Genomic DNA, 21,922 nt, shown 5'->3' on the forward strand with positions numbered 1-21,922 from the left:
GGCCGCCCCGGTCCCGTCTGCTTTCCACATTCATCATTAGGTGAGCGGCAGCTTGAGGTTGATGCCCTCCACCATTTGCTATCTCTTCCTCAAGGCAGATCAAGACAGATGGTAGCCTGATCGTTCTGAATGGATCGCCATCACGCACTTTGTCAAAGGTGAAGCTTTGATGGAGAAACTGAAAAACAGCTGAGTAAGTCTGTTACCAAACTGACATCGGAGCCCCCTAAAGAGTGCCCCCAAGCGGCGCTTGAGCGGGACGGGCGGACTTCCTGCACGGCGCATTTGCAACCGTTGCCCGAGGCCCTGTCCCATGAAGATCGTCCAGATCAGCGACACCCATCTCAGCCCCTCCAAGACCCATTTCAACGACAATTGGGAACCCGTTGCCCGCTGGATCGCGGCGGTCGAGGCTGATCTCGTCGTCCATACGGGCGACCTCACGATCGATGGCGCCGATCAGGAGGAAGACATCGCCTTCTCGTTGGAGCTAATGGGCAAGCTGCCGGTTCCGGTGCTGATCGTGCCCGGCAACCATGACGTCGGCCACCTGCCCGGTTCGGACCAGCCGGTCGACGCGCATCGGCTTGGTCGCTGGCGCAAGCTCGTCGGGCCTGACTATTGGGCCTGCGACCACGGCAACTGGCGGCTGATCGGCCTCAACAGCCTGCTTCTCGGCTTGGAAGACGCGGAGGAGGAGAAGCAGTTCCAATGGCTGGAACAGGCGCTTGCCGCTCGCAGTGGCCGCCGCGTCGCGATCTTCGCGCACAAACCGCTCTTCGTCGACGAGCCGGGCGAAGGCGATACCGGCTACTGGAGTGTGCGACCAGGTCAGCGGCGGCGTCTCTACGAGCTGATGGCGGAGAACGACGTCGCACTTCATGCGAGCGGCCATCTGCACTGGGCCTGGCGGGGCCGGCACGGGGGCGCTGACCTCGTCTGGGCGCCGCCGACCTCCTTCATCATCGACACGCTGGAGCGGGAAATGCCCGGCGAGCGCCTCGTCGGTGCGGTTCTCCATCACCTCGGCGAAGAGCGCATCGACAGCGAAATCGTCGTAGTGCCTGGATTGACGCCCCACGTCATCGATCACGTGATCGAAGAGATCTATCCACGCCACGCCAAGACGCTCGCGGAGGCGGCGCAATGAGCATCCTTTCGCTCCACAACATCACCAAATCCTTTGGCGGCAACGCGATCCTCAAGGGCGTGAGCCTGGAGGCGGATGAAGGCGAGTTCATCGCGCTCGTCGGCCCCTCCGGCTGCGGCAAGAGCACATTGTTGCGTATCGTCGCCGGGCTGGACCATGCGGATGGCGGCGAGATCGTCATCGGCGGCGGCGAGATCTCGTCGGTCGCGGCAGCCGACCGTAACGTCGCCATGGTGTTCCAGTCCTACGCCCTCTATCCGCATCTGACCGCCGGACAGAACATCGCCGTGCCGCTCGCCATGCGCCGGCTTACGGTGGCCCAGCGCCTGCCTTTCATCGGCAATCTTCTTCCCGGCCAGCGCCAGATCCGTGCCGACATTCAGCGGCAGGTCAAGGAGATGGCGGCCTCCCTAAAAATCGACCATCTGCTCGACCGCAAGCCCGGCCAGATGTCGGGCGGGCAGCGCCAACGCGTGGCGCTTGCCCGCGCCATGGTCCGCCATCCGAGCGTCTTCCTGATGGACGAGCCGCTCTCCAATCTCGACGCGAATCTGCGCGTCCATGCCCGCGGCGAGATCGTCGAGCTGCACCGCCGCGCCGGCGTGCCGACGCTCTATGTCACCCACGACCAGTCGGAGGCGCTGTCAATGGCCGACCGCGTGGCGGTGATGATCGGCGGCACGCTGCTGCAGTTGGCCTCGCCGCAGGAGATCTATGACGATCCCGCGCATATTGAGGTCGCCCGCTTCCTCGGCCAGCCGCGCATCAATGTCATGGAAACGCGGATGGACGCGTCTGGCACAGTGCGCTTCGGCGCGCTGACGCTGGCGGCCGACGGTGTCTCTTCGAGCGAGACGCCGGTCCTGATCGGCGTGCGGCCCGAATTCGTCCGTCTCGGCGCACGGGCGGACGGCATACTCAGGGCTCGCATCGAGCGGACCGAGTTCCTCGGCTCCGAGGTGATCGTGCATGCGCGCCTCGACGCCATTGGCGAGGCAATTGTCGCCAAAGTCGGACCTGCCGAAGCGGCGACGCTTGTGGCCGGCATGCCGGTCTCCGTCGATATCGAACCGGATCGCGCGATGCTCTTCGCCGTGACCGGCGAGCGCCTCAGGGCGAAAACGGTCAACGTCGCCTCGGTTCGGGAGAAGGCCCGTGGCTAGCGTCGCGACCGAAATGCCGATCTTGGCTGCCGACCGGCGCGAGGGGCGGATCGCCTGGCTGCTTGCCGCTCCGGCGATTGCTCTCCTGTTCCTCTTCATCCTGCTGCCGACGCTTGCCGTCGTCGTCCTCGGTTTCACCGATTTCGAGCTCGGCTTCGGCAGCTTCCGCTTCGTCGGCTTCGAGAATTATGCGGAGCTCATCGGCGACCGCACCTTCCGCCGATCGCTCTGGAACACCGCCGTCTACACGGCGATTGTCACGCCGGTCTCGATCGTGCTGGCGCTCGCGATCGCGATGCTGATCGAGGCGGAGACGCGCGCCAGGACCTTCTTCCGCACCGTTTATTTCCTTCCCGTAGCCTCGCTCCTCGTCGCCATGGCGACGGTCTGGCAGTTCCTCTTCCATCCGACGATCGGGCCGATCAACGCCTTCCTCGCGGAGTTTGGCATTGCCGGGCCGAACTGGCTCGGCGCCTCCGGCACCGTGCTCTATGGGCTCTCGATCATCGGCATCTGGCAGTCGGTCGGCTTCAACATGGTCCTGTTCCTCGCCGGCCTCACCGCCATCCCGCGCGACCTTTATTCCGCCGCCGAAGTGGACGGCGCCAGGTCCTGGTTCGACCGCTTCCGGCTCGTCACTTGGCCGATGCTCGGACCGACGACGCTCTTCGTGACCACGATCAGCATCATCAATTCCGTCAAGGTCTTCGAGACAGTGAAGACGCTCACCGAAGGTGGCCCGAACAAGGCCTCCGAGGTGCTGCTCTTCACCATCTACCAGGAAGGCTTCGTCTATCTCAGGGTCGGCTACGCCTCAGCGATGACCGTCATCTTCCTCGCAATCCTCGTCGTCCTGATGTTCCTGCAGTACCGCGTCCTCGACCGGAAGGTGCATTACGCATGACCGCGCACAGAATTTCTCTCGGCCGCGTGCTGCGGTTCACGCTCCTGTCGCTTGGCGCGCTCATCTTCCTCGCGCCCTACATCTTCATGATTTCGACGGCCGGCAAGGCGCAGAGCGAAATCTTTTCCTCCTCGCTCTCGCTGATCCCCGAACAATGGTCCTATGTCGAGAACTTCACCAAGGCGCTGTCACGCGTCTCGATGACGACCCTGCTTTTGAACGGCGTCATCGTCTGCGCGCTGATCTTTACTGTCCAGGTGCTCGTCGCCGTCCCGTGCGCCTATGCCATGGCGAAGCTCAAGTTCCGCGCGGCGCGCTTCATGATGGTGCTTGTGATGCTGGGGTTGTTGGTGCCGATCCATGCGACCGCGCTGCCGCTCTATGTCGCCTTCGACCGCCTCGCAGTGCTCAACAGCTACACGGCGCTCGTTGCGCCCTTCTCCATCTCGGTCTTCGGCATCTTCCTGTTCCTGCAGTTCTTCCGCGCGATCCCCGACGACCTGATCCACGCCGCTCGCCTCGACGGCATGTCGGAGGCCGGCATCGTCGCGCGCGTCGTCGTCCCGAACGCCTGGCCGGCGATCACCGCCTTCGCGATCTTCTCAGTGGTGGCGCATTGGAACGACCTGTTCTGGCCGCTCGTGGTCGTCACCAATCAGGACTATGCGACCCCGCCGCTCGGCCTTCTCTATTTCCGCGCAGCCGAAGCCGGCGACGACTACGGCGCACTGATGGCCGCCACGCTGATCATCACCCTTCCCCTCATCGCCGCGTTCCTGATCGCGCAGAAGCGCTTCGTCGAGGGCATCACCATGACCGGTCTCAAGGGCTGACCGGTTTAAACCAGGAGAGCGTCATGAAACATTTCAGGCAACTTCTTGCCGCCGCGGCGGTGTCGATGACCTTGGCCATTCCGGCTCACGCCGAAACAGTGCTGACGGTGCACTACCCGATGCCCGGCTTCTTCAAGGACGTGATGGACACGATCTCTAAGAAGTTCATGGAGGAAAATCCGGGCATCAAGATCACCTTCGCCAATCCCTCCGCCACTTACGAGGAAGGCATCCAGACAATCATGCGCCAGGCCGGCACGGCCGAGATGCCCGACATCACCTTCATCGGCTTGAACCGCCTGCGCATGGTCAACGAGCGCGACATCCCGGTCGATCTCGGACCCTTCATCGCGAAAGACGGCAACATGGCCGAGCAGGGCTTCTCGGAGAACATCCTGAAGCTCGCCCAAGTGAACGGCAAGCAGGTCGGCCTCGCCTTCGCGACCTCCAACCCGATCATGTACTACAACGCCGATCTCGTGCGAAAGGCCGGCGGCAACCCGGAAAATCCGCCGAAGACCTGGGACGAGGTGATCGCGCTCGGCGGCAAGATCAAGGCGCTCGGCGACGGCGTCGAAGGCATCGACTTCCGCTGGCAGGGCGACGACTGGATGTTCTCCGCCCTCCTCTTCGGCGCCGGCGGCCGTATGCTGAACGAAGACGAGACCAAGGTCGCCTTCAATGGCCCGGAAGGCCGCAAGGCAATCGAAGTACTCGACCGCATGGTGAAGGAAGGCGGCCTGCCGGTGCTGACGAAACAGGCCGGCGAACAGGCCTTCGTCGCTGGCAAGGTCGGCTTTGCCTTCCAGACGACCGGGGCGCTACGCAACACGATCAAGAATGTCGGCGGCAAGTTCGACCTTCGCACGGCGCATATTCCGCTGATCGATACTGTGAACGGCAAGCTGCCGACCGGCGGCAATGCCGTCGTCATCCTCACGCGCGACGCGGAAAAGCAGGAAGCGGCCTGGAAATTCGCCAAATTCGCCGCCGGTCCCTACGGCGCCTCGGTCGTTGTTCCCGGCACCGGTTACGTGCCGAACAACGAACTCGCCGCCAAGTCGCCGGAATACCTCGCCAACTTCTATAAGGAGAACCCGCTCTTCCAAGCCGGCCTCGAGCAGATGCCCCGGATGATCCCGTGGTACGCTTTCCCCGGCACCAACGGCGTCAAGGTGACTCAGGCGATCGTCGAGAACCTGTCACGCGTCGTTGAACAGTCGGCAACGCCTGAGGAAGCGCTCGATGATGCGGCCGCCGAAGTGGAAAGCCTGCTGCCGCGGAGCTGACGGACACAAAAACCGCGAAAAGGCCACCCGTTGGGAGACCGTCGGGTGGCCTCGTCGTCTGTGGCTATGAAACGGCTCGGACGGTCTCGCCCAGATAGAGCCGGTGGTCGAGGCAGAGATGCCGGCACTCGGAAGCATTTTCGGCGATGTCGAGCAGCATCGCGGCGGCCGCAACGCCCATGTCGGTGTCGGGCATCGCCATGGTCGTCAGCGTCGGGTTCATGAGGCGACCGATCGCAATACCGTCGAAGCCCGCGACCGAGACGTCGCTCGGCACCGACAGGCCCTCCCGGCGAAGCGCCGCCATGACGCCCACCGCCAGGAGATCGTTTGACGCGATGATCGCCGTTGGCCTGTGTCTCTCCATGACGCCGGCGAGCTCCAGATGCTCGTAACCGTGAACGAAGGGGATCTCCATCGCCGGGAATGGCGCGAGTCGGGCGTCCTGCATCGCCGCACAATAGCCTTCGTAACGCAGGCGCGCGCGGTCGGAGGAGGTGAAATAGCCGGAGACGAACAGGATGCGGCTGTGCCGGTGCGCCAGGATGTGGCGAGTAATCTCGTAACCGGCGCGGTGATTGTCGACGGTCACCGCAGAGGGAAAGCGTGCAACCGGTCGATTGTTGAGGAGGATCGTCGGCGGCAGGGCTGCCGATAGCGCCCGGCTGGTCTCGGCATTGCATAGCGTGAGGATCAGCCCGGTCGGCCGCTGCTCCAGGAGCGCGGCAACCGCCGCGGCTTCCGAGGCCGGGTTATAATTCGACTGAGCGATCAGGACTCCGTGCTTGGCAGCCTGCAGGCGATGCTGGATGCCGGCCAGCGAGGCGGCAAAGACGGGATTGGTCACGCTCGGCACCAGCACGCCGACGACCGGACGGGTACGAACGCCAGCGGCACCGGCCGAAGACGGTGGCCGGTAGCCGAGCTCGGCCGCAGCCCGGCGCACACGGCGCACCATCTCGGCGCTGACTGGCCCGTCGCCTTTAAGCACGCGGGAAACCGTTGCCAGCGAGCAGCCGGCATGGAACGCGATCTGTTGCAAGGTCACCATCCATTCCGCCTATCGCGATTTCATGACAGCGGATTGATGGACCGCGACGATACTCGTGGACGATCCGGCGCCCGCGAGTCCTTTCTCGAGAATCAATGAAGCGCCCGAGCTAGCCGAGGGCCGCCTCTTCAACGCCAATCCACAAATGCCGTGTGGAAAGACCCGCACCGCGCCCGCGATTGGGCGAGATCGCGCGGCAGCCATTATGCTTAGTCGTCTTTCGAGCCCGCCGTCAGCCGTGAAATACCACGGAGAAGAAGATGAAACCCGCAGCTACGATCAGGGAGACAAGGTAGAGCAAGGCACGACTTAACGGCCGCTCGGCGAGATGTGCGCGGCGCGGGTTCTGAGGGTCATACCGCACGTCGACGCTCGCCCCGATCGGCGCGCCCGAGTGGGAGAGCTCCGAGTCGAACTCGTGCGTGCGCCCCGCTGCATCTGTGAAGCCGATGATTGCGGTGTCATAGTCTTCCCCACGCGACACCCTGACGATCCGGCCCTTGGTTGACGTCCCAAACCGTCGAAGCTGCGAATCGCGCTGGAGCCTTCGTGCGGTGTCCAATGTAAGGCCCACTCCGACCATCAGGAAGAGCACGCGGACAAAGCGAAAGTCTTCTGCGAACCATGCATAAAGCGCATTGAGGAGTTGCAACATCTCGGACCAGCACCAAGTCGGAGCACATCTTAGCATCTATTTGTTCTGCGCAAGTGACGCACGATGTGACCGACAGCCAAGCGCATGCTGATGCCGACCAGCGCGAACCGTCCCGCGGCGTCCTTTCGCGTATGAACTCGAGTTGGGCAGCTATGTCGGAGCGGGAACGGTTTCTTGTTCCCGCCCCAGTAAGAGTTGGTGCCCGAAGCCCAATCGAACCTTCGGATTCAGGTGTATAATGGGGACTGGGATTGAACCAATGGTGGCTACGACTGTTGGCGCCGCGCCACCGAGACAAATTGTCGGCAACCGACCGAGCACGGGATGATCGTCGGGATATGGCCGACGATGTGTGATGAGACACCAAGGAGGGCAACCGGCAGCGGACTGAGGCGCCCGGCTCAATCCCGAACAAGGCTGCTTGAAAGGCCGAGAGAGCGGCGGTCTTGGGATACAAAGCTTCAGGGAGGACCAACATGAACAGACTGGCAACAGCATCGCACAGCCTTGCGCTCGCGGCGACCATCGCCACGCTCACCGCAGCGGGCCTGGCCCAAGCAGGGGAATTCGACGGTGTCTCCGTTAACCTGATGACCTTCACCGGGCCGCAGATCGCCGAGCCTCTGCAGCGCCGCGCACCGGAATTCGAGAAGCTGACGGGCGCGAAGATAAACGTCATTACCGTCCCCTTCTCGGATCTCTACCAGAAGCTCCTGACGGACTGGACGACCGGTACCAACTCGGTCGATGCCGGGGTCTTCGCGCCGCAATGGATGGTCGACTTTGTGTCAGCCGGATTGCTCGAGGACCTCAGTCCGCGCATTCCGGGGGACCGCGCCGTCAAGATGGATGACATCGCGCCATTCTTCCGCGATTTCTCGCAAAAGTACGGCGGCAAGACCTACATGATCACCCTCGATGGCGACTTTCAGATGGTCTACTACCGAACAGACGTCGCCGAGGAGCTCGGCCTTGTGGCACCGAAAACCTGGGATGACTATCTCGCGTTCGCCAAAGCCTCGCACGGCAGGGACATGAACGGCGACGGTAAGGGCGACTTCGGCTCCTGCATCGCCAAGAAGCGCAACGCCCAGTCCTACTGGATGATCACCTCGATCGCGTCGGCCTTCATCCAGTCGCGGGGCACCGCTCAGGGCGCCTTCTTCAGCACCAAGGACATGACCCCGCTCTACAACAACGAGGCGTTCGCCGAAGCGCTCAGAATCTATAAGGAGACGACAAAATACGGCCCGCCCAATGAGATCAATCTTGATGTCGGCGATACGCGCAGTCTCTTTACTTCCGGCCAGTGCGCCCTGTCCATCGACTGGGGTGATATCGGCACGCTCGCCATCGACAAGGAGCAGTCGAAGGTCGTCGACAAGGTGGGCGCCGTCATCCTGCCTGGATCGACCCGCGTGCTCGACCGCGAGACAGGCAAGCTCGTCGGTTGCAGCCCGGAGATTTGCCCTCATGCCGTGGATGGTGTGAACCACGCGCCCTTCGCCGCGTTCGGCGGCTGGTCGGGCGGGATCAATGCCAATGCGGACGACAGGGTTAAGGACGCAGCCTACGCCTTCATTTCCTTTATGAGCCAGGCAGCGCAGTCGAATGTCGACGTGACGATCGGCGCCACCGGCTTCAATCCCTACAGGATATCGCAGTTCAGCGATCTCTCGCTGTGGAAGCAGGCCGGCATGAGCGAGAAGGCAGCGAAGGACTACCTCGGCGCCATCCAGGCAAGTCTCGATTCGCCAAACATGGTGCTTGATCTGCGCATCCCGCAGAACCAGCGCTACCAGCAGGTCGTGCTTGACACTGCGATCGCCCGGATGCTGGCGGGGGAGCTTGATATCGAAGGCACTATGGCGGCGATCTCTGAGGGCTGGGAGGAGATCACCGATGAACTCGGCCGGGAGAAGCAGTTGGCAGCCTACAAGCAGACCATTGGGGCGGAGTAAGGCAGGGTTCGTTGTACCCGATCGCCTGCGTGCCGCGCGGTAGCGCTGCTATACCCCGGGCCGCACTACCCCTCCCTGTCCAGACCAGGGCGTATGCCCCAGCCTGGATAGGGAGGGGAGTTCTGTCCCGAAGGATTCTGAGAGCGGAACTTTAATGTCGAGGCGAACCGAGAAGTGACATGAAAACAGCGCGCCTGGCCGAATGGATGGATCGCCACAGCGGCCCGATCTTCGTGCTGCCAGCGGTCTTGCTCATCCTCGCATTCTCGATCTTCCCGCTGGTCATTTCGGCATGGCTCGCCTTGTCGCAGTTCCGGTTGGGGATTGGCGGCTACGAGATCCGGTTCGTCGGTCTGTTGAACTTCAAGAAACTGCTTACCGGCTCCCAGCAGTTCCACTTCCTTGGAACGTTTGCCGAGATTCCGCTCCTTGGTTGGCTTATCGTCGCTTTGGTGTTCGGCACACTTGCGGTCGCGGCAGGGCGCTATGTCACCCTCGGCAGGGTCTCGGTCATCGGCGTCGTCGGTCGTCTAATCTCATTCACGCTGATCGGCGCGCTCGCCGTCCTGTTCGCCACCACGCTTGGCGGCCAGATCGGCTCGTTATCGACGACGCTGTTCTACGTCATTGTGGGGGTCACTTTGCAATTTCTGGTCGGCACCGGGCTTGCTTTCCTGTGCGCCCAGAACATCCGGGGGCGGTCGTTCTTTCGGCTGGTGTTCTTCGTTCCGTTGATGGTAACCCCGGTGGGCACCGCCTACACATTCCGTATGCTTGCCGACACGACGGTCGGCCCGTTCGCGCCGATCTGGGGCTGGCTCGGTCTCGGCAACTTCGCCTGGGCAGCGGATCCATGGACGGCGCGGCTGGTCATAGTGCTCGGCGATAGCTGGCAGTGGATTCCCTTTATCTTCATCGTCATGCTGGCAGCCTTCGAGAGCCAACCGCGCGACCAGGTTGAGGCCGCCCAAGTCGATGGCGCTTCTACTTTCCAAATCTTCCGGGACATCACCTGGCCGTCCGTCGCCCCGGTGGCGGCGACCGTCGTCCTCATCCGCGTCATCGAGGCGTTCAAAATCGTCGACTTGCCCAATGTTCTCACCAATGGCGGACCGGGCATCGCCACCGAGTCGTTGACGCTACACGCCTTCATCGAATGGCGCGCGCTCAATCTCGGTGGTTCGGCAGCCATCGCTTATCTATTGCTCTTCGTCGCGACCGTGCTCTGTGTCTCCTTCGTCAACATGATCGTCGTTCCGATGCGGAGGTCGCGCCAATGAGGATATTCGAGCCGAAGGCCGTCGGAACCATGGCGCCGGCCACCAAGCTGGTCGTGTATGGCATACTGGGGCTGTGGACCTTGATCGTGCTGTTTCCTCTCTACTGGGTGCTGATAACTTCCTTTAAATTGCCGATTCATGTGTTTGATGGGCCGAACTATTTGCCATTCATTGACTTCCTTCCTTCTCTCCATGCTTGGCGCTATATCTTTTTTGATCTGGGGCGCGACACTTTCCGGCCCTATGGCAACTCCCTCATCGTCGCCGCCACTTCTACGGCACTGGCTGTCACAGCCGGCGCGCTCGCCGCTTACGCACTGTCGCGGATCGAATTTCGCCCGCGGCTACTGTCGATTGGCGTCTTTCTCCTGGTGATGTCTGCTGCCATCGTTGCCGTCGCCCTATCCGGTGCCGATTGGCGCATTGCTGCGGCGTCGGGCGTCGCGCTCTTCGTGCTTGCCGCGCGAGCGACCCGGCGCCTGCCCTCCCCGCAGCTTGGCAACGCGGAGATCCTGTTCTGGATGATCTCCCAGCGGATTCTGCCGCCGGTCGTCACCGTGGTGCCGATTTACGTGATGCTTCAGCAAGCTGGGCTACTCGACACGCGCACCGCGCTGGTGCTTACATACACGACTGTCAACCTCCCGATTGTCGTTTGGCTGATGTACGACTTCTTCATCTCGATTCCGCGCGAACTGGAGGAATCGGCGGCGATCGACGGCGCCTCGCGCTTCCGCATCTTCCGCGAGATCGTACTGCCGCTCGCCAAACCCGGACTGGTCGCGACCGCGCTTCTCGTCTTCATCCTGGCATGGAACGAGTACCTCCTGGCACTCTTCCTCTCCACGGTAAAAGCGCAGACCATTCCCCTCCTTGTGGCCGCCCAGAACGCCACGCGCGGCCCGCAATGGTGGTATATGAGCGTGTTGATCACCATTATGATCCTGCCGGTGATCGCCCTGACCATCCTCCTTCAGCGCTTCATCGCCAAAGGGCTGCTGCTCGGCGCGCTAAAGGGGTAGTGTTGCGATGACCATCGTCCTTGACCGGTTGACGTCGACGGGGTGATTGGAAACGTCAAGGTCGCGCTCCAATAACCTGAGATCCATTGACGACGAACCGTACATCATTGGCCTGACAGATTTCGCCAAGTGCATCGAGATCAACGGCATGGCCCGAAAACGAATACCCCCAGGTCACGCAGTCGCGCGGCTCGCCGGCGACGGTCGCGGCAGTCTCGGCCGGACGGTCCCTTTCCAGCGGCCCGTCACGCATGATGGGTCGTTCCCGTGTAGGCGATGGCCGGGCGGCCCGACTGGGCGGCGGTTCGCAGCCTGGCCGCGATCGCGAAATGGATCAGGAGGAAGATCGGAACGAGCGTCGCCGGGACCAACACCCACGGCACGGTCGTCATGGCGAGTGTGCCCGGTCCCTCGGTGAAAACACGGAACGCCGTACCGGGCGCGGAGAGCACGCCGAGGAAGATCGCCACCAAGAGGTCGAGCGCGCCGAACGCGTTCCACACAGCGAGCCAAGTCCGGCGTACGTTCAAACCGAATGCCAGCATCGCCGCCAGCGGGAGGGCGAAGGCGCCTGTGATCATATCGCCGAGGCCTGCAGACGGCGCGAATGGCGCCGACAGCCGCCCGCCCGCGTAAAGAAGCAGGAAGAAAAGACCGCCGAGCCTCACGGCATTCAGCCCCACCAGAACCGGCAACGGCACGGCGAGAAGCGCGTCGCGAAATTGCGGGACAAGGAGCCAGCCGCCGAACAGCATCACGAGCAGGCCGGTGAACGGCAACAGGTTGGCCGGAACCTGGCCCAGGACACCCGGCGCCAACCAGCCGAACGCGGCAACGGCGACGATGATGGCGAGCCATGCCGCCGCCGCGGCGAAGGCGGCAAGCCGCTTTCCGGTACTCGCCGTCGACAGACCGACCACGGCGCCGACCACGGTCGTGTAGGCGGCGGTGACAAAGATTGCTGCGATGAGGTCGAGCATGTCAGTCTCCTTCTTCCTGCGCGGGGCGTCTGACGTGAACAGTCGACCACCGAGTTAGAAACCTGATGAACTGCGCTCCCCGGCCCTCCCGGACGCCCTCAGACGCCAGCCAGGTTTGAAGACGGCGAGCGCCAGCGCCAGTACGAGCAACGTGCTTGCAGCCGCCGAGGCAATCAGAAGCGGCAGCCGCTCGCCATCGCCCAACAGGCGCGGCGCCGGCCCAGCCACCGCATCGGCCGTAGCACCCAGTGCAGGCACAAGCACGATCAGCACCGCGCCAGTTAGGATCACCACAATCGCCAGCTTGATGGTGATCCACCAATATCTGAACAGACCCCAGGGCGTCAGCAGGCCGAGAGCCAGTCCGGTCGCAAGGGCGATCAGGGCGAGTAGCCACTCACCAACCAGCTGGGCGGCCGGATAGATGGTCACCGGCTCGGCTCCACGGATGCTAGCGATTCCGAGCGCGACCAGCACCAAATCTGCCCAGCACGCTGACGCTTGCCGCCACATGCGCCGTCAAGAGGAGCTTTCGCCAAGATTGCGGAAGCGTCATGGACAGCATTTTGAACGCCTCTCTGCCTCAACGGCCGGCAGCCGACTTGTGCTGCCGAACGACTTGTATGAAAATGAACACTATGTTCGAAATTACAATGGACGGAGGGCCCGCGATGTTCGCTAACGGACAAATCTGCTGCGCCTGTCCGGGAATTGTTGGTTGACCAATGGCAGGCATGACGGACCGCCGCACGGCACGCACGCAAAAGGCTCTTCACGGCGCGCTGATGTCCCTGATCTTGCGCAAAGGCTACGAGGCCGTCACGGTCCAGGACATCATCGACGAAGCCGATGTCGGCCGCTCCACTTTCTATTCCCACTATGCGGGCAAGGAGGATCTGCTGCGCAGTGGCTTCCAGGCGTTGCGGATGGAACTGGCGCAGACTCAGCACGCTGCTGGCGCGACATCCGACGGTTCCCGCGGCGAACCCCTCGGATTCAGTCTCGCCATGTTCGAACATGCCGGCGAATACAAGCATATTTATCGGGCGCTCGTCGGCGAGCGTGGGGTGGTGGTCGCGATCAACGAAATTCGACGCATCCTTTCTGAGATTGTAAGAAAGGAGTTGTCAGGCATGCAGAAAGACGCAGCGGTCCCCCGCGAAGTCCATACTCAATTCGTCGTCGGCACGTTTGTGACCGTGCTGACGTGGTGGCTTGAGCGGAGGCCCAAGCTGGCGCCGCCTCAGGTCGACGCAATATTCCGCCGGCTGGTGCTAAACGGCATCGAACCGTCGCCTTGCGCCACATCTCATCAAGAGTGAGTTCCGTTGAGGACCAAATCATCGCGTGCGGATTGTTGTATCTGTGTCATTCAGTTTGACCTGCACGAGTGACGCTTTTCCTCGCTCTACGCTCCTTCCGCCGTTCAAAGATAGAGGTCTGATCAGGGCTGACCTTCGAAGGTCCCAGGTATTTGTAGTCGTTGGGCCACCAACACTGGAGGAGGCGAACTATAGGTTGCTTGTTGCTTATATGTTAACGTTCGGCCTGTCGTCTTCCGTGAGGGGGTCCTATGGACAGGAAGCTTGCGGCTATCCTAGCGGCCGACCTCGTTGGCATAAGATTTCAATCATGATCCTGGAGATGTAGACAGAAAAACCACGAATTTGGGCGCCCGAGGAGCGCACCGGAAGGACGGATTTGCGCCCCTTTGAAACGAGAGACCGATCCATCCAGGCGGATAGAGTCCGTCCGCGGCTTTCAACCACGAGGAGGAGAAAAACATGCCAGGCAAGAAGATTCTCATGCTTACCGGTGATTTCACCGAAGAATACGAAATCTTCGTCTTCCAGCAGACCATGGAGGCCGTCGGTCATACGGTCCACGTCGTCTGCCCGGACAAGAAGGCCGGCGACATCCTTAGGACGTCCCTGCACGACTTCGAAGGCGACCAGACCTACACCGAGAAGCTTGGCCATAATGTCGTCATCAACAAGACATTCGCGGAGGCAGAGACTCAACTCGATGAGTATCACGCGGTCTACTGCGCCGGCGGCCGTGGCCCGGAATACATCCGGACCGACAAACGCGTGCAGGCAATCGTGCGGCACTTCCACGAAAAGCAGAAGCCTATCTTCACGATCTGCCACGGCGTGCAGATCCTGATCGCGGTCGACGGTGTCCTGCGCGGCAAGAAGGTCGGCGCTCTCGGCGCCTGCGAGCCGGAAGTCACGCTGGCTGGCGGGACCTATATCGACCTCTCCCCCACGGAGGCCTATGTCGACGGCACGATGGTATCTGCAAAGGGCTGGACGGCCCTTGCCGCCTTCATGCGGGAGTGCCTTAAGGTTCTCGGCACCGAGATCTACCACAATAAATAGAGTACGAGCCCGGCCCACGATCGTGCGCCGGGCTCCGTCTTTCGCAAGAGTTTCGCCTCCCGCTATACCGCCCCGGCGTTCCAGCCGCGCCCTCTGTTGCCGAACATCTCGTATCCGTCATTCGTGACGGCGAGCGTGTCCTCGAGCTTGATGAAACCGCGCTCCGGGTGGAGCATCGTCGTCTCGACGGAAATAACCATGCCTGCCTCAAGGGGCCTGTCCGCGTCCACGCCCTCATAGGCGACCGGGTGGTTGGTCATCAGGAATGGTGCTTCGTGGCTGATGAGACCCATGCCGTGGCAGAAGAAGTCGGTAAAAGCGGCCGACGGCGAGCTTTTCAGCATCTTTTCCGCCGCCGCAATCATCTCACTGCCTGCAGCCCCGGCCTTGACCTTGGCGAAGGCCGCCTGTTGGATGGACTCGACTTCAGCGAGCAGGTCCTCCAGCTGCGCATCCGGCTCGCCGAGCACGCCCATGCGGCAAAGGTCACCGATATAGCCGTGATAATTGCCCCCGGAATCGATCGAAAGCACCTCGCCCTTCGCCCACGCCTGCGGCGAGGCCGCACGGTTGTGACTGGCGCCGAGGGTCAGCAGGCAATACTCGAAATGCAGCCCGCGATTGGTCTCCTCTCGCCTGAGCCGTTCAATGATCTCCGCCTTGGTGGATCCCTCCCGTGCCACCGCGATCGTGGCGAGCATGGAATCCGTGATGAGCTCGGAGGCGAGCTTGAGTTTTTCCAGTTCCTGCGGTGTCTTGATCGCGCGCAGTCGCTCGAGCGCGTGCGTGGCATCAACGAAACGCGCACCTTCAAGACGAGAAGCCAGCAGATCCCGCGCATCGGAGGGCAGGAAGGGCGGCTCGATGCCGATGCGAGCACCCGCCTTACCGATCTTCTTCAAGTGCTCCACCGCAAGCGCTGCAGCGTCGAGCGTACCCCATGTCGCCGCATGGACAGCGGGCGTCCAGAACGGGTTGTTCTGGTGTTCACCTCCCTCCATGCGGTTGCCAACATAGGCCGAGTGGTCGGGCGAGCCCTTCTCGTAAACGACGATCGGCAGATATCGGCTGTGGCCGATCGCATCCATCGCCGCGAAGAAGATGAACTTGTAGCCGCCCAGCAGGTACTGCGTGTTGTGCTTGGACGTGGCGAGCAGCACGTCGATACCCGCCTCCTCCATCAGCCTGTCGAGTTTCGCCGCATCGAAGGGCGGCTCCACCGCCCGCGCTTCGCTTGCACTGGTGTTCACGGATTTTCTCCCAGAAAGCCGTTGCCGCGCGCCCTTAGGCGCCAGGCGGGATTAGTCGGAAATCTGGCAGATCCCGAAGCGCACGCTCGGGGCCGGCCGGCGAATAGACCACGAAAAGCTGCATCGGGCCGGAACCCGTGTTTTTCGTCGAGTGGAACCGGCTTTCCGGCACATAGATCGTGCAACCGGGCCCAACCTTCTGCGTCACCGGATTGCCGTTCTCGTCCTCCACCATCTGCTCGCCCTCGCCCGAGATGACGAAAATGATCTCTTCCGCGCCCGGATGATTGTGACGCGCATGCCCCTCGCCGCTCGGCAAATCCACCACACCGCCCGAGAAGCGTTCGGCCTCGTTCACCTCCGGCGCGACCGTCAGCGCAAGCCGGCCCCAGTCGAAGCCAAAGCTGTCGACATCCTTCGGGTATAGAAAATATTTGTCCTTTGCCATGCCGCGGCCTCCTCCGCATCTTGCTCGCTTCAGACCACCGTACTGATGGCAAGCGCCTTGAAATCTTCCGTTTGCTTGCGGATCGCCACTTCGGCCGGCAGGCGCTCCATGGAACTTGCTCCGTAGAAACCGTGGCAGGCCCGGCAGCGCTCCAGAATGTAGCGCGCGTCGTCGGGCATCGAGATCGGGCCGCCGTGGCAGAGCACGATGACGTCCTTGCGCACCGACCGAGCGGCCGTTGCAATCGCCTCGATTTCCTTCACGCAGTCGTCGAGCGATTTGGCGGAGGTGGCACCGATCGTGCCGCCGGTCGTCACCCCCATATGGGCGACGACGATGTCGGCGCCGGCGACCGTCATGTCGATCGCCTCTTGAGCGTTGAAGACATAGGGCGTCGTCAGCATGTCGAGCCGGTGCGCCGTCGCAATCATCTCGACTTCGAGGCTGTAGCTCATGCCCGTTTCCTCGAAGCTCTGCCGCATCGAGCCGTCGAAGAGGCCGATGGTTGGGAAGTTCTGCACGCCGGAAAAGCCCATGGCCTTCAGTTCGCCCAGGAACTGGGGCATCAGCACGAAGGGATCGGTGCCGTTAACGCCGGCCAGCACCGGTGTCTTCTTGACGACGGGCAGCACCTCGACCGCCATTTCCTTGACGATCTCGTTGGCATTGCCATAGGCGAGCAGACCCGCCGCCGAGCCGCGCCCCGCCATGCGGTAGCGCCCCGAATTGTAGATGACGATCAGGTCGATGCCACCCGCCTCCTCGGCCTTGGCGGAAATGCCCGTGCCGGCGCCACCGCCGACGATCGGCACGCCGGCCGCGATCATGGCATGGAATTTCTCGAGAATGTTCTTGCGGGGTATGGCTGGCATCGATGTCTCTCTATGGGTTGGCGATGTCTCGGTAAGCCGCGACGGCGGCTTCGGCGAATTGCGGATCGTTGATGTGGAGCGGCAGGCGGATGATGCGGCGCGCGTGCGTCTGCTCGACTGTCGCCTCGAGCGCCTCGAAGAGGGCGGCGTCGGCCGCCGGATCGAAGAAGGCGCCGCCCTCGATGTCGAGCGCCGAAACACCCTTTTCCGGGATGAGAAAGCGCACGGGGCCGCGGCAGAGATTGAGCTTTTCGCCGATCCAGTGGCCGATTTCGGTGCATTCCGCCGCCGTCGTGCGCATGAGCGTGACGTTCGGGTTGTGGCAATAGAGGAGGCGGCCCGCATAACGCTCCGGTACCGTCTCCGGCGCCCAGAAGTTCACCATGTCGAGTGCGCCGACCGAGCCTACATAGGGAATGCCCTTGCGAGCGATCGCGCCGAACCGGTCTTCAGTTGCCTGCAGCACGCCGCCGAAGAGCAGGTCGCAGACCTCCGTCGTCGTGATGTCGAGCACGCCGGCGAGAATTCCGCTGTCGGCGAGCTTCTCCATGGTCCGACCTCCAGTGCCCGTGGCGTGGAAGACCATACAGTCGTGGTCGACCTTTAGCCGATCGACAATCGCGGTAACGCAAGGCGTCGTCACTCCGAACATGGTGAGGCCAAGCGCCGGCTTGGAGGCCGCGGCCTCAGCTGGTCGGTTCGCCATAGCCGTGATCGCCTCGGCGGCATTGTGCAGAATGACGCGGCTTAGCCGATTGAGCCCGGCCATGTCGGTGACAGAGGGCATCATCACGATGTCGGACACATCGACATAGGGACCGACGTCGCCGGAGGCGAGCGTCGAGACCATGACCTTCGGCAGGCCGAGCGGGAGCTGCCGCATGCCGGCAGTAATGATCGAGGTGCCGCCGCCACCGCCGATGCCGACGACGCCCGCGACATCGTCCCTCCCAGGCAGGAAACGGGAGAAGGCAAGCCCCATCGCCGCGACCGCCGTGCCGCGATCGTCGCCGGACAGCACCGCCTGTTCCCCCTCGGGATGCGCAGCCGCCACAGTCGCCGCCGACACGTCGACGGGCACAGTCGGCCGCCGGGTGCCGACGTCGACGCGCAGCGGCTTTCCGCCGGCCGCCGCGACGCATGCCGCAAGATAAGCGAGTTCCTCGCCTTTCGTGTCGGCCGTTCCGACGACGTAGATATGCTTCATCTCCCCTCCCCAGCGGTACAGGGCATTTCGCCCGCCACACCATCCGTGCCGGCCGATTGATCGGCTCTTGCAAAATTATGAGACCCGCGTATCGTAACGATATGCACATCTCACGTCAACAAACCGAATCCGCCGAGCGCGGGCCGCGTGCCCGAACTCGAAAACTGATGCTCGAAACGGCAACGCGGCTCATGCAGTCCGGCGTCACGCCCTCCGTCAGCGAGGTCGCGGAAGCCGCCGAAGTCTCGCGGGCGACGGCTTACCGGTATTTTCCGAGCCAAGCGGCGCTGGTTCATGCCGTGGTGGACGAGGCGCTCGGGCCGATCCTGGACTGGAAGGCGGACGTTCCGGATGCGCGCGCCCGAGTCGGCGACCTGATCAAGACGGCCATGCCGCGCATCGACGAGTTCGAGGCGACTTTCAAGGCGGCGCTCAAACTCTCGCTCGACCAGTGGGCGCAGCGCCAGGCCGGCACGCTCGGCAGCGAGCCGCAGTTTACCCGCGGCCATCGCGTCGAGCTGTTGCGTGACGCGATAGCGCCACTCACGGGCACGGTGCCCAACGACGCCCGCGAACGTCTCGTCCAGGCCTTGTCCCTCGTCTTCGGCATCGAGGTTCTGGTTGTGCTCAAGGACATCTGGGGTCTCACCTCAGAACGGGCGCAGTCGGTCGCCGAATGGGCAGCTGCGGCGCTCGTCGACGCAACGATCCGGGAAGCGGGAAACGGCGCATGAAATCGACGACCTTTCGAGTAGAGACGGAACTGGTTTGACCAATTTAATTCGGTCGCGGTTTCCGCCGCTGTTATACCAGTCTTGTTTGATCGAACTACCGGAACACTTGTGTGAAATACTCAAATTCTGCAACGATATGAGAGTTACAGGATTTGCGAGGGCAGAAACGAGGACGCGACGCACCCTTGACGATGGGCATCTTTGGTACTACCAGATGCCACCTACCAGAATTCAGGCGCGAGATCTGAAACGGGCAAAAAGGGGTCGAGGAGGGCCCATAACAAGCATCCACCCAAGAGGATCGGAAGGCCGGAACGGAATGCCCGCAACAACCGCGGGAGGGATGCAAAAATGGGAGGGAACCTTATGCGCAAAACTGTGACCGGTCTCTTGGCCGGTATCGGCTTGACACTCGCCAGCGGAACATCCGCGCTGGCGCAGGAACTGACGATCTTCTGGGCCGAGTGGGACCCGGCTAACTATCTCCAGGAACTGGTGAACGAGTATGAAGCCGAGACCGGCGTGACGGTCACGGTGGAAACCACGCCGTGGGCCGACTTCCAGACCAAGGCCTTCACCGAATTCAACGCCAAGGGCTCGGCCTACGACATGGTCGTCGGCGACAGCCAGTGGATCGGTGCGGCGTCCGAAGCCGGCCACTATGTCGACCTCACCGACTTCTTCAACAAGCACAAGCTAACCGAGGTCATGGCGCCGGCAACGGTGAAATACTACGCCGAATATCCGGCGAACTCCGGCAAGTATTGGTCGATCCCGGCTGAAGGCGACGCCGTCGGCTGGTCCTACCGCAAGGACTGGTTCGAAGACCCGAAGGAGATGGCAGCATTCAAGGAGAAGTACGGCTACGACCTCGCTCCGCCTAAGGACTGGAAGCAACTGCGCGACATCGCGGAATTCTTTCACCGTCCGGACGAGAAGCGCTACGGCATCGCGATCTACACCGACAACTCCTATGACGGCCTTGTCATGGGCGTCGAGAATGCAATCTTCTCCTTCGGCGGCGAGCTTGGCGACTATGCCAACTACAAGGTCGACGGCATCATCAACTCGGAGAAGAACGTAAAGGCGCTGGAGCTCTACCGCGAGCTCTACGGCTTCACGCCTCCGGGCTGGGCGAAGAGTTTCTTCGTTGAGAACAACCAGGCAATCACCGAGAACCTGGCGGCGATGAGCATGAACTACTTCGCCTTCTTCCCGGCGCTGGTGAACGAGGCCTCCAATCCGAACGCCAAAGTGACCGGTTTCTTTGCCAACCCGGCCGGCCCGGACGGCCACCAGTTCGCAGCCCTCGGCGGCCAGGGCATCTCGATCGTCTCCTATTCCCAAAACAAAGAAGAGGCGATGAAATTCCTGGAATGGTTCGTCAAAGACGAGACCCAAAAGCGTTGGGCCGAGCTTGGCGGCTACACGGCGAGCGCCAAGGTGCTCGAATCCGAGGAGTTCCAGAACGCGACGCCCTATAACAAGGCCTTCTACGAGACGATGTTCAAGGTGAAGGACTTCTGGGCGACGCCGGAATATGCCGAATTGCTGATCCAGATGAACCAGCGCATCTATCCCTACGTCACGGCCGGCAAAGGCACGGCGAAGGAAGTGCTCGACGCGCTGGCTGCAGACTGGAAGGCCACGTTCGAGAAATACGGACGAAACAAATAGCAAGTGCCCCCTGGAGGGGGCTCTGCCCCCTCCGTTTACATATTTGCGTTCCCGCGTCGATGGCGCGGCTTGAGCGGGCGCGGCGCCCGGGACATTTACTTCGCGCATCGTGATGCCAGTGTCGGCATCCTGCGCCGAACTCTCGGAGGAGGAGAGTGTTGGCCACCGTAGTCATGACATCGCTCGACGCGAAGTCGCGCGCCGCCTCACGCGGCATGAGCGACATGAAGATCCGCAACCTGTTCATCATTCCGACGATCCTCTTCCTGATCGTCTTCAACATTTTTCCGCTGATCTATTCGCTCGGCTACTCCTTTACTGATTTCCGCGCTTCGACGAACGTGTCGGCCAATTTCGTCGGGTTGCAGAACTATCGCGAGTTGCTCAACGACCCATTCATCTGGTCGAACTTCGCGATTACAGCGAAATACGTGATCGTCTCGGTCTCGGGTCAGGTGGTCGTCGGCTTCGGTACCGCGATGCTGCTCAACCGCGACATTCCGCTCAAGGGCCTGCTTACCACGCTGCTGCTCCTGCCGATGATGCTCTCGATGGCGGTCGTCGGCCTCTTCTGGAAGCTGCTCTACGACCCGTCCTTCGGCATCATCAACTATGCGCTTGGCTTCGGCTCCTTTGAATGGCTTTCGAACCCCGACATGGCGCTCTATGCCGTTGCCATCACCGACATCTGGATGTGGTCGCCCTTCGTGATGCTGCTCTCACTTGCCGGCCTATCGGCCGTGCCAAAGCATCTCTATGAGGCCGCCGCGATCGACCGGGCGGGACCGTTCTACACGTTCTTCCGCATCACGCTGCCGCTCGTCGCCCCCATCCTGATGATCGCGATCATCTTCCGCACAATGGAGGCTTTCAAGACCTTCGACATCGCCTATATCCTGACGAGCCAGCCGACGACCGAAGTGATCTCGATCCGTCTCTACAAGATGGCTTTCCAGGAATGGCAGACCGGGCGCTCCTGCGCGCTCGCCTACATCGTGCTGATCATGGTGCTCGCCATCACCAACATCTACGTCAAGTATCTTAACAAGGTAAAGGAGCGCTGAG

At 62.1% G+C, this 21,922-nt stretch carries 21 protein-coding genes; 13 read left to right on the top strand and 8 right to left on the bottom strand.

From position 1 onward, the window contains the following. Positions 1-313 precede the first annotated feature (313 nt). Genes PZN02_RS01010 through PZN02_RS01030 form a run of 5 tightly spaced genes read left to right on the top strand, consistent with a single transcriptional unit; the run spans position 314 to position 5,339 of the window. Positions 314-1,150 (top strand): metallophosphoesterase family protein, encoded by an 837-nt coding sequence (locus PZN02_RS01010; protein ID WP_280659793.1) that lies wholly within the window; start codon positions 314-316, stop codon positions 1,148-1,150. Then, the gene (locus PZN02_RS01015; protein WP_280659794.1) at positions 1,147-2,313 is read left to right on the top strand and encodes an ABC transporter ATP-binding protein; all 1,167 of its coding nucleotides are present in this window, start codon (positions 1,147-1,149) and stop codon (positions 2,311-2,313) included. Before PZN02_RS01010 ends, PZN02_RS01015 begins: the two co-directional genes overlap by 4 nt. Positions 2,314-2,326: 13 nt before the next feature. Then, complete coding sequence (locus PZN02_RS01020) at positions 2,327-3,217, top strand: carbohydrate ABC transporter permease (protein ID WP_280661571.1); 891 nt, start codon at positions 2,327-2,329, stop codon at positions 3,215-3,217. Continuing rightward, positions 3,214-4,050: a carbohydrate ABC transporter permease gene (locus PZN02_RS01025; protein WP_280659795.1), complete on the top strand. Its 837-nt coding sequence runs from the start codon at positions 3,214-3,216 to the stop codon at positions 4,048-4,050. Before PZN02_RS01020 ends, PZN02_RS01025 begins: the two co-directional genes overlap by 4 nt. Before the next feature lie 23 nt (positions 4,051-4,073). After that, a complete protein-coding gene (locus tag PZN02_RS01030) occupies positions 4,074-5,339 on the top strand; it encodes an ABC transporter substrate-binding protein (RefSeq protein ID WP_280659796.1) in 1,266 nt (421 codons plus the stop codon). A 64-nt stretch (positions 5,340-5,403) separates the two neighbouring features. Here PZN02_RS01030 and PZN02_RS01035 read toward each other — a convergent pair whose 3' ends face one another. Together PZN02_RS01035 and PZN02_RS01040 are read right to left on the bottom strand one after the other, a co-directional pair. Further along, the gene (locus PZN02_RS01035; protein WP_280659797.1) at positions 5,404-6,390 is read right to left on the bottom strand and encodes a LacI family DNA-binding transcriptional regulator; all 987 of its coding nucleotides are present in this window, start codon (positions 6,388-6,390) and stop codon (positions 5,404-5,406) included. Positions 6,391-6,622: 232 nt separating this feature from the next. Continuing rightward, positions 6,623-7,045, bottom strand: coding sequence for a DUF3592 domain-containing protein (locus tag PZN02_RS01040; protein WP_280659798.1), 423 nt, complete (start codon positions 7,043-7,045; stop codon positions 6,623-6,625). A 476-nt stretch (positions 7,046-7,521) separates the two neighbouring features. Here PZN02_RS01040 and PZN02_RS01045 point away from each other — a divergent pair, with 476 nt between their 5' ends. The 3 genes from PZN02_RS01045 to PZN02_RS01055 all read left to right on the top strand — a co-directional run bounded on the left by PZN02_RS01045 (position 7,522) and on the right by PZN02_RS01055 (position 11,308). Then, the gene (locus tag PZN02_RS01045; RefSeq protein ID WP_280659799.1) at positions 7,522-9,006 is read left to right on the top strand and encodes an extracellular solute-binding protein; all 1,485 of its coding nucleotides are present in this window, start codon (positions 7,522-7,524) and stop codon (positions 9,004-9,006) included. A gap of 179 nt (positions 9,007-9,185) precedes the next feature. Further along, on the top strand, positions 9,186-10,286 hold the full coding sequence (locus tag PZN02_RS01050; RefSeq protein ID WP_280659800.1) for a carbohydrate ABC transporter permease: 1,101 nt from the start codon (positions 9,186-9,188) through the stop codon (positions 10,284-10,286). Further along, a complete protein-coding gene (locus tag PZN02_RS01055) occupies positions 10,283-11,308 on the top strand; it encodes a carbohydrate ABC transporter permease (RefSeq protein WP_280659802.1) in 1,026 nt (341 codons plus the stop codon). Before PZN02_RS01050 ends, PZN02_RS01055 begins: the two co-directional genes overlap by 4 nt. A gap of 245 nt (positions 11,309-11,553) precedes the next feature. Here the strand turns inward: PZN02_RS01055 and PZN02_RS01060 are convergent, their stop codons facing one another. Then, positions 11,554-12,288, bottom strand: a complete 735-nt coding sequence (locus tag PZN02_RS01060; RefSeq protein ID WP_280659803.1) for a hypothetical protein — start codon at positions 12,286-12,288, stop codon at positions 11,554-11,556. 54 nt (positions 12,289-12,342) lie between these two features. Beyond that, positions 12,343-12,720 carry a hypothetical protein gene (locus PZN02_RS01065; protein WP_280659804.1) on the bottom strand — a complete coding sequence of 126 codons (378 nt, stop codon included), beginning with the start codon at positions 12,718-12,720 and terminating at the stop codon, positions 12,343-12,345. 293 nt (positions 12,721-13,013) lie between these two features. Here PZN02_RS01065 and PZN02_RS01070 point away from each other — a divergent pair, with 293 nt between their 5' ends. Next, positions 13,014-13,610: a TetR/AcrR family transcriptional regulator gene (locus PZN02_RS01070; RefSeq protein ID WP_280659805.1), complete on the top strand. Its 597-nt coding sequence runs from the start codon at positions 13,014-13,016 to the stop codon at positions 13,608-13,610. 462 nt (positions 13,611-14,072) lie between these two features. After that, positions 14,073-14,669, top strand: a complete 597-nt coding sequence (locus PZN02_RS01075) for a DJ-1/PfpI family protein (RefSeq protein ID WP_280659806.1) — start codon at positions 14,073-14,075, stop codon at positions 14,667-14,669. A 62-nt stretch (positions 14,670-14,731) separates the two neighbouring features. Here the strand turns inward: PZN02_RS01075 and PZN02_RS01080 are convergent, their stop codons facing one another. The 4 genes from PZN02_RS01080 to PZN02_RS01095 are packed head-to-tail and all read right to left on the bottom strand — an operon-like array spanning position 14,732 to position 18,446. Beyond that, complete coding sequence (locus tag PZN02_RS01080) at positions 14,732-15,919, bottom strand: M24 family metallopeptidase (RefSeq protein ID WP_280659807.1); 1,188 nt, start codon at positions 15,917-15,919, stop codon at positions 14,732-14,734. 34 nt (positions 15,920-15,953) lie between these two features. After that, entirely contained in the window at positions 15,954-16,367 is a 414-nt protein-coding gene (locus PZN02_RS01085; RefSeq protein ID WP_280659808.1) for a cupin domain-containing protein, read from the bottom strand. Positions 16,368-16,396: 29 nt separating this feature from the next. Continuing rightward, on the bottom strand, positions 16,397-17,239 hold the full coding sequence (locus PZN02_RS01090; RefSeq protein ID WP_280659809.1) for a phosphoenolpyruvate hydrolase family protein: 843 nt from the start codon (positions 17,237-17,239) through the stop codon (positions 16,397-16,399). Positions 17,240-17,249: 10 nt separating this feature from the next. Continuing rightward, the gene (locus PZN02_RS01095; RefSeq protein ID WP_280659810.1) at positions 17,250-18,446 is read right to left on the bottom strand and encodes a Tm-1-like ATP-binding domain-containing protein; all 1,197 of its coding nucleotides are present in this window, start codon (positions 18,444-18,446) and stop codon (positions 17,250-17,252) included. Between the two features lie 101 nt (positions 18,447-18,547). Here PZN02_RS01095 and PZN02_RS01100 point away from each other — a divergent pair, with 101 nt between their 5' ends. The 3 genes from PZN02_RS01100 to PZN02_RS01110 all read left to right on the top strand — a co-directional run bounded on the left by PZN02_RS01100 (position 18,548) and on the right by PZN02_RS01110 (position 21,921). After that, a complete protein-coding gene (locus PZN02_RS01100; protein WP_280659811.1) occupies positions 18,548-19,180 on the top strand; it encodes a TetR/AcrR family transcriptional regulator in 633 nt (210 codons plus the stop codon). A 366-nt stretch (positions 19,181-19,546) separates the two neighbouring features. Continuing rightward, the gene (locus PZN02_RS01105) at positions 19,547-20,857 is read left to right on the top strand and encodes an extracellular solute-binding protein (RefSeq protein ID WP_280659812.1); all 1,311 of its coding nucleotides are present in this window, start codon (positions 19,547-19,549) and stop codon (positions 20,855-20,857) included. A 158-nt stretch (positions 20,858-21,015) separates the two neighbouring features. Continuing rightward, on the top strand, positions 21,016-21,921 hold the full coding sequence (locus PZN02_RS01110) for a carbohydrate ABC transporter permease (RefSeq protein ID WP_280659813.1): 906 nt from the start codon (positions 21,016-21,018) through the stop codon (positions 21,919-21,921). Position 21,922: the final 1 nt, after the last annotated feature.

Origin of the sequence: Sinorhizobium garamanticum (assembly GCF_029892065.1) — a bacterium.
Taxonomy (GTDB): Bacteria; Pseudomonadota; Alphaproteobacteria; order Rhizobiales; family Rhizobiaceae; genus Sinorhizobium; species Sinorhizobium garamanticum.

What these genes read in the sequence shown, in the direction of transcription:
- PZN02_RS01010 (WP_280659793.1), top strand. Translation starts at nt 314, where the DNA reads ATGAAGATCGTCCAGATCAGCGACACCCATCTCAGCCCCTCCAAGACC.
- PZN02_RS01015 (WP_280659794.1), top strand. Translation starts at nt 1,147, where the DNA reads ATGAGCATCCTTTCGCTCCACAACATCACCAAATCCTTTGGCGGCAAC.
- PZN02_RS01020 (WP_280661571.1), top strand. Translation starts at nt 2,327, where the DNA reads ATGCCGATCTTGGCTGCCGACCGGCGCGAGGGGCGGATCGCCTGGCTG.
- PZN02_RS01025 (WP_280659795.1), top strand. Translation starts at nt 3,214, where the DNA reads ATGACCGCGCACAGAATTTCTCTCGGCCGCGTGCTGCGGTTCACGCTC.
- PZN02_RS01030 (WP_280659796.1), top strand. Translation starts at nt 4,074, where the DNA reads ATGAAACATTTCAGGCAACTTCTTGCCGCCGCGGCGGTGTCGATGACC.
- PZN02_RS01035 (WP_280659797.1), bottom strand. Translation starts at nt 6,390, where the DNA reads ATGGTGACCTTGCAACAGATCGCGTTCCATGCCGGCTGCTCGCTGGCA.
- PZN02_RS01040 (WP_280659798.1), bottom strand. Translation starts at nt 7,045, where the DNA reads ATGTTGCAACTCCTCAATGCGCTTTATGCATGGTTCGCAGAAGACTTT.
- PZN02_RS01045 (WP_280659799.1), top strand. Translation starts at nt 7,522, where the DNA reads ATGAACAGACTGGCAACAGCATCGCACAGCCTTGCGCTCGCGGCGACC.
- PZN02_RS01050 (WP_280659800.1), top strand. Translation starts at nt 9,186, where the DNA reads ATGAAAACAGCGCGCCTGGCCGAATGGATGGATCGCCACAGCGGCCCG.
- PZN02_RS01055 (WP_280659802.1), top strand. Translation starts at nt 10,283, where the DNA reads ATGAGGATATTCGAGCCGAAGGCCGTCGGAACCATGGCGCCGGCCACC.
- PZN02_RS01060 (WP_280659803.1), bottom strand. Translation starts at nt 12,288, where the DNA reads ATGCTCGACCTCATCGCAGCAATCTTTGTCACCGCCGCCTACACGACC.
- PZN02_RS01070 (WP_280659805.1), top strand. Translation starts at nt 13,014, where the DNA reads ATGGCAGGCATGACGGACCGCCGCACGGCACGCACGCAAAAGGCTCTT.
- PZN02_RS01075 (WP_280659806.1), top strand. Translation starts at nt 14,073, where the DNA reads ATGCCAGGCAAGAAGATTCTCATGCTTACCGGTGATTTCACCGAAGAA.
- PZN02_RS01085 (WP_280659808.1), bottom strand. Translation starts at nt 16,367, where the DNA reads ATGGCAAAGGACAAATATTTTCTATACCCGAAGGATGTCGACAGCTTT.
- PZN02_RS01090 (WP_280659809.1), bottom strand. Translation starts at nt 17,239, where the DNA reads ATGCCAGCCATACCCCGCAAGAACATTCTCGAGAAATTCCATGCCATG.
- PZN02_RS01095 (WP_280659810.1), bottom strand. Translation starts at nt 18,446, where the DNA reads ATGAAGCATATCTACGTCGTCGGAACGGCCGACACGAAAGGCGAGGAA.
- PZN02_RS01100 (WP_280659811.1), top strand. Translation starts at nt 18,548, where the DNA reads ATGCACATCTCACGTCAACAAACCGAATCCGCCGAGCGCGGGCCGCGT.
- PZN02_RS01105 (WP_280659812.1), top strand. Translation starts at nt 19,547, where the DNA reads ATGCGCAAAACTGTGACCGGTCTCTTGGCCGGTATCGGCTTGACACTC.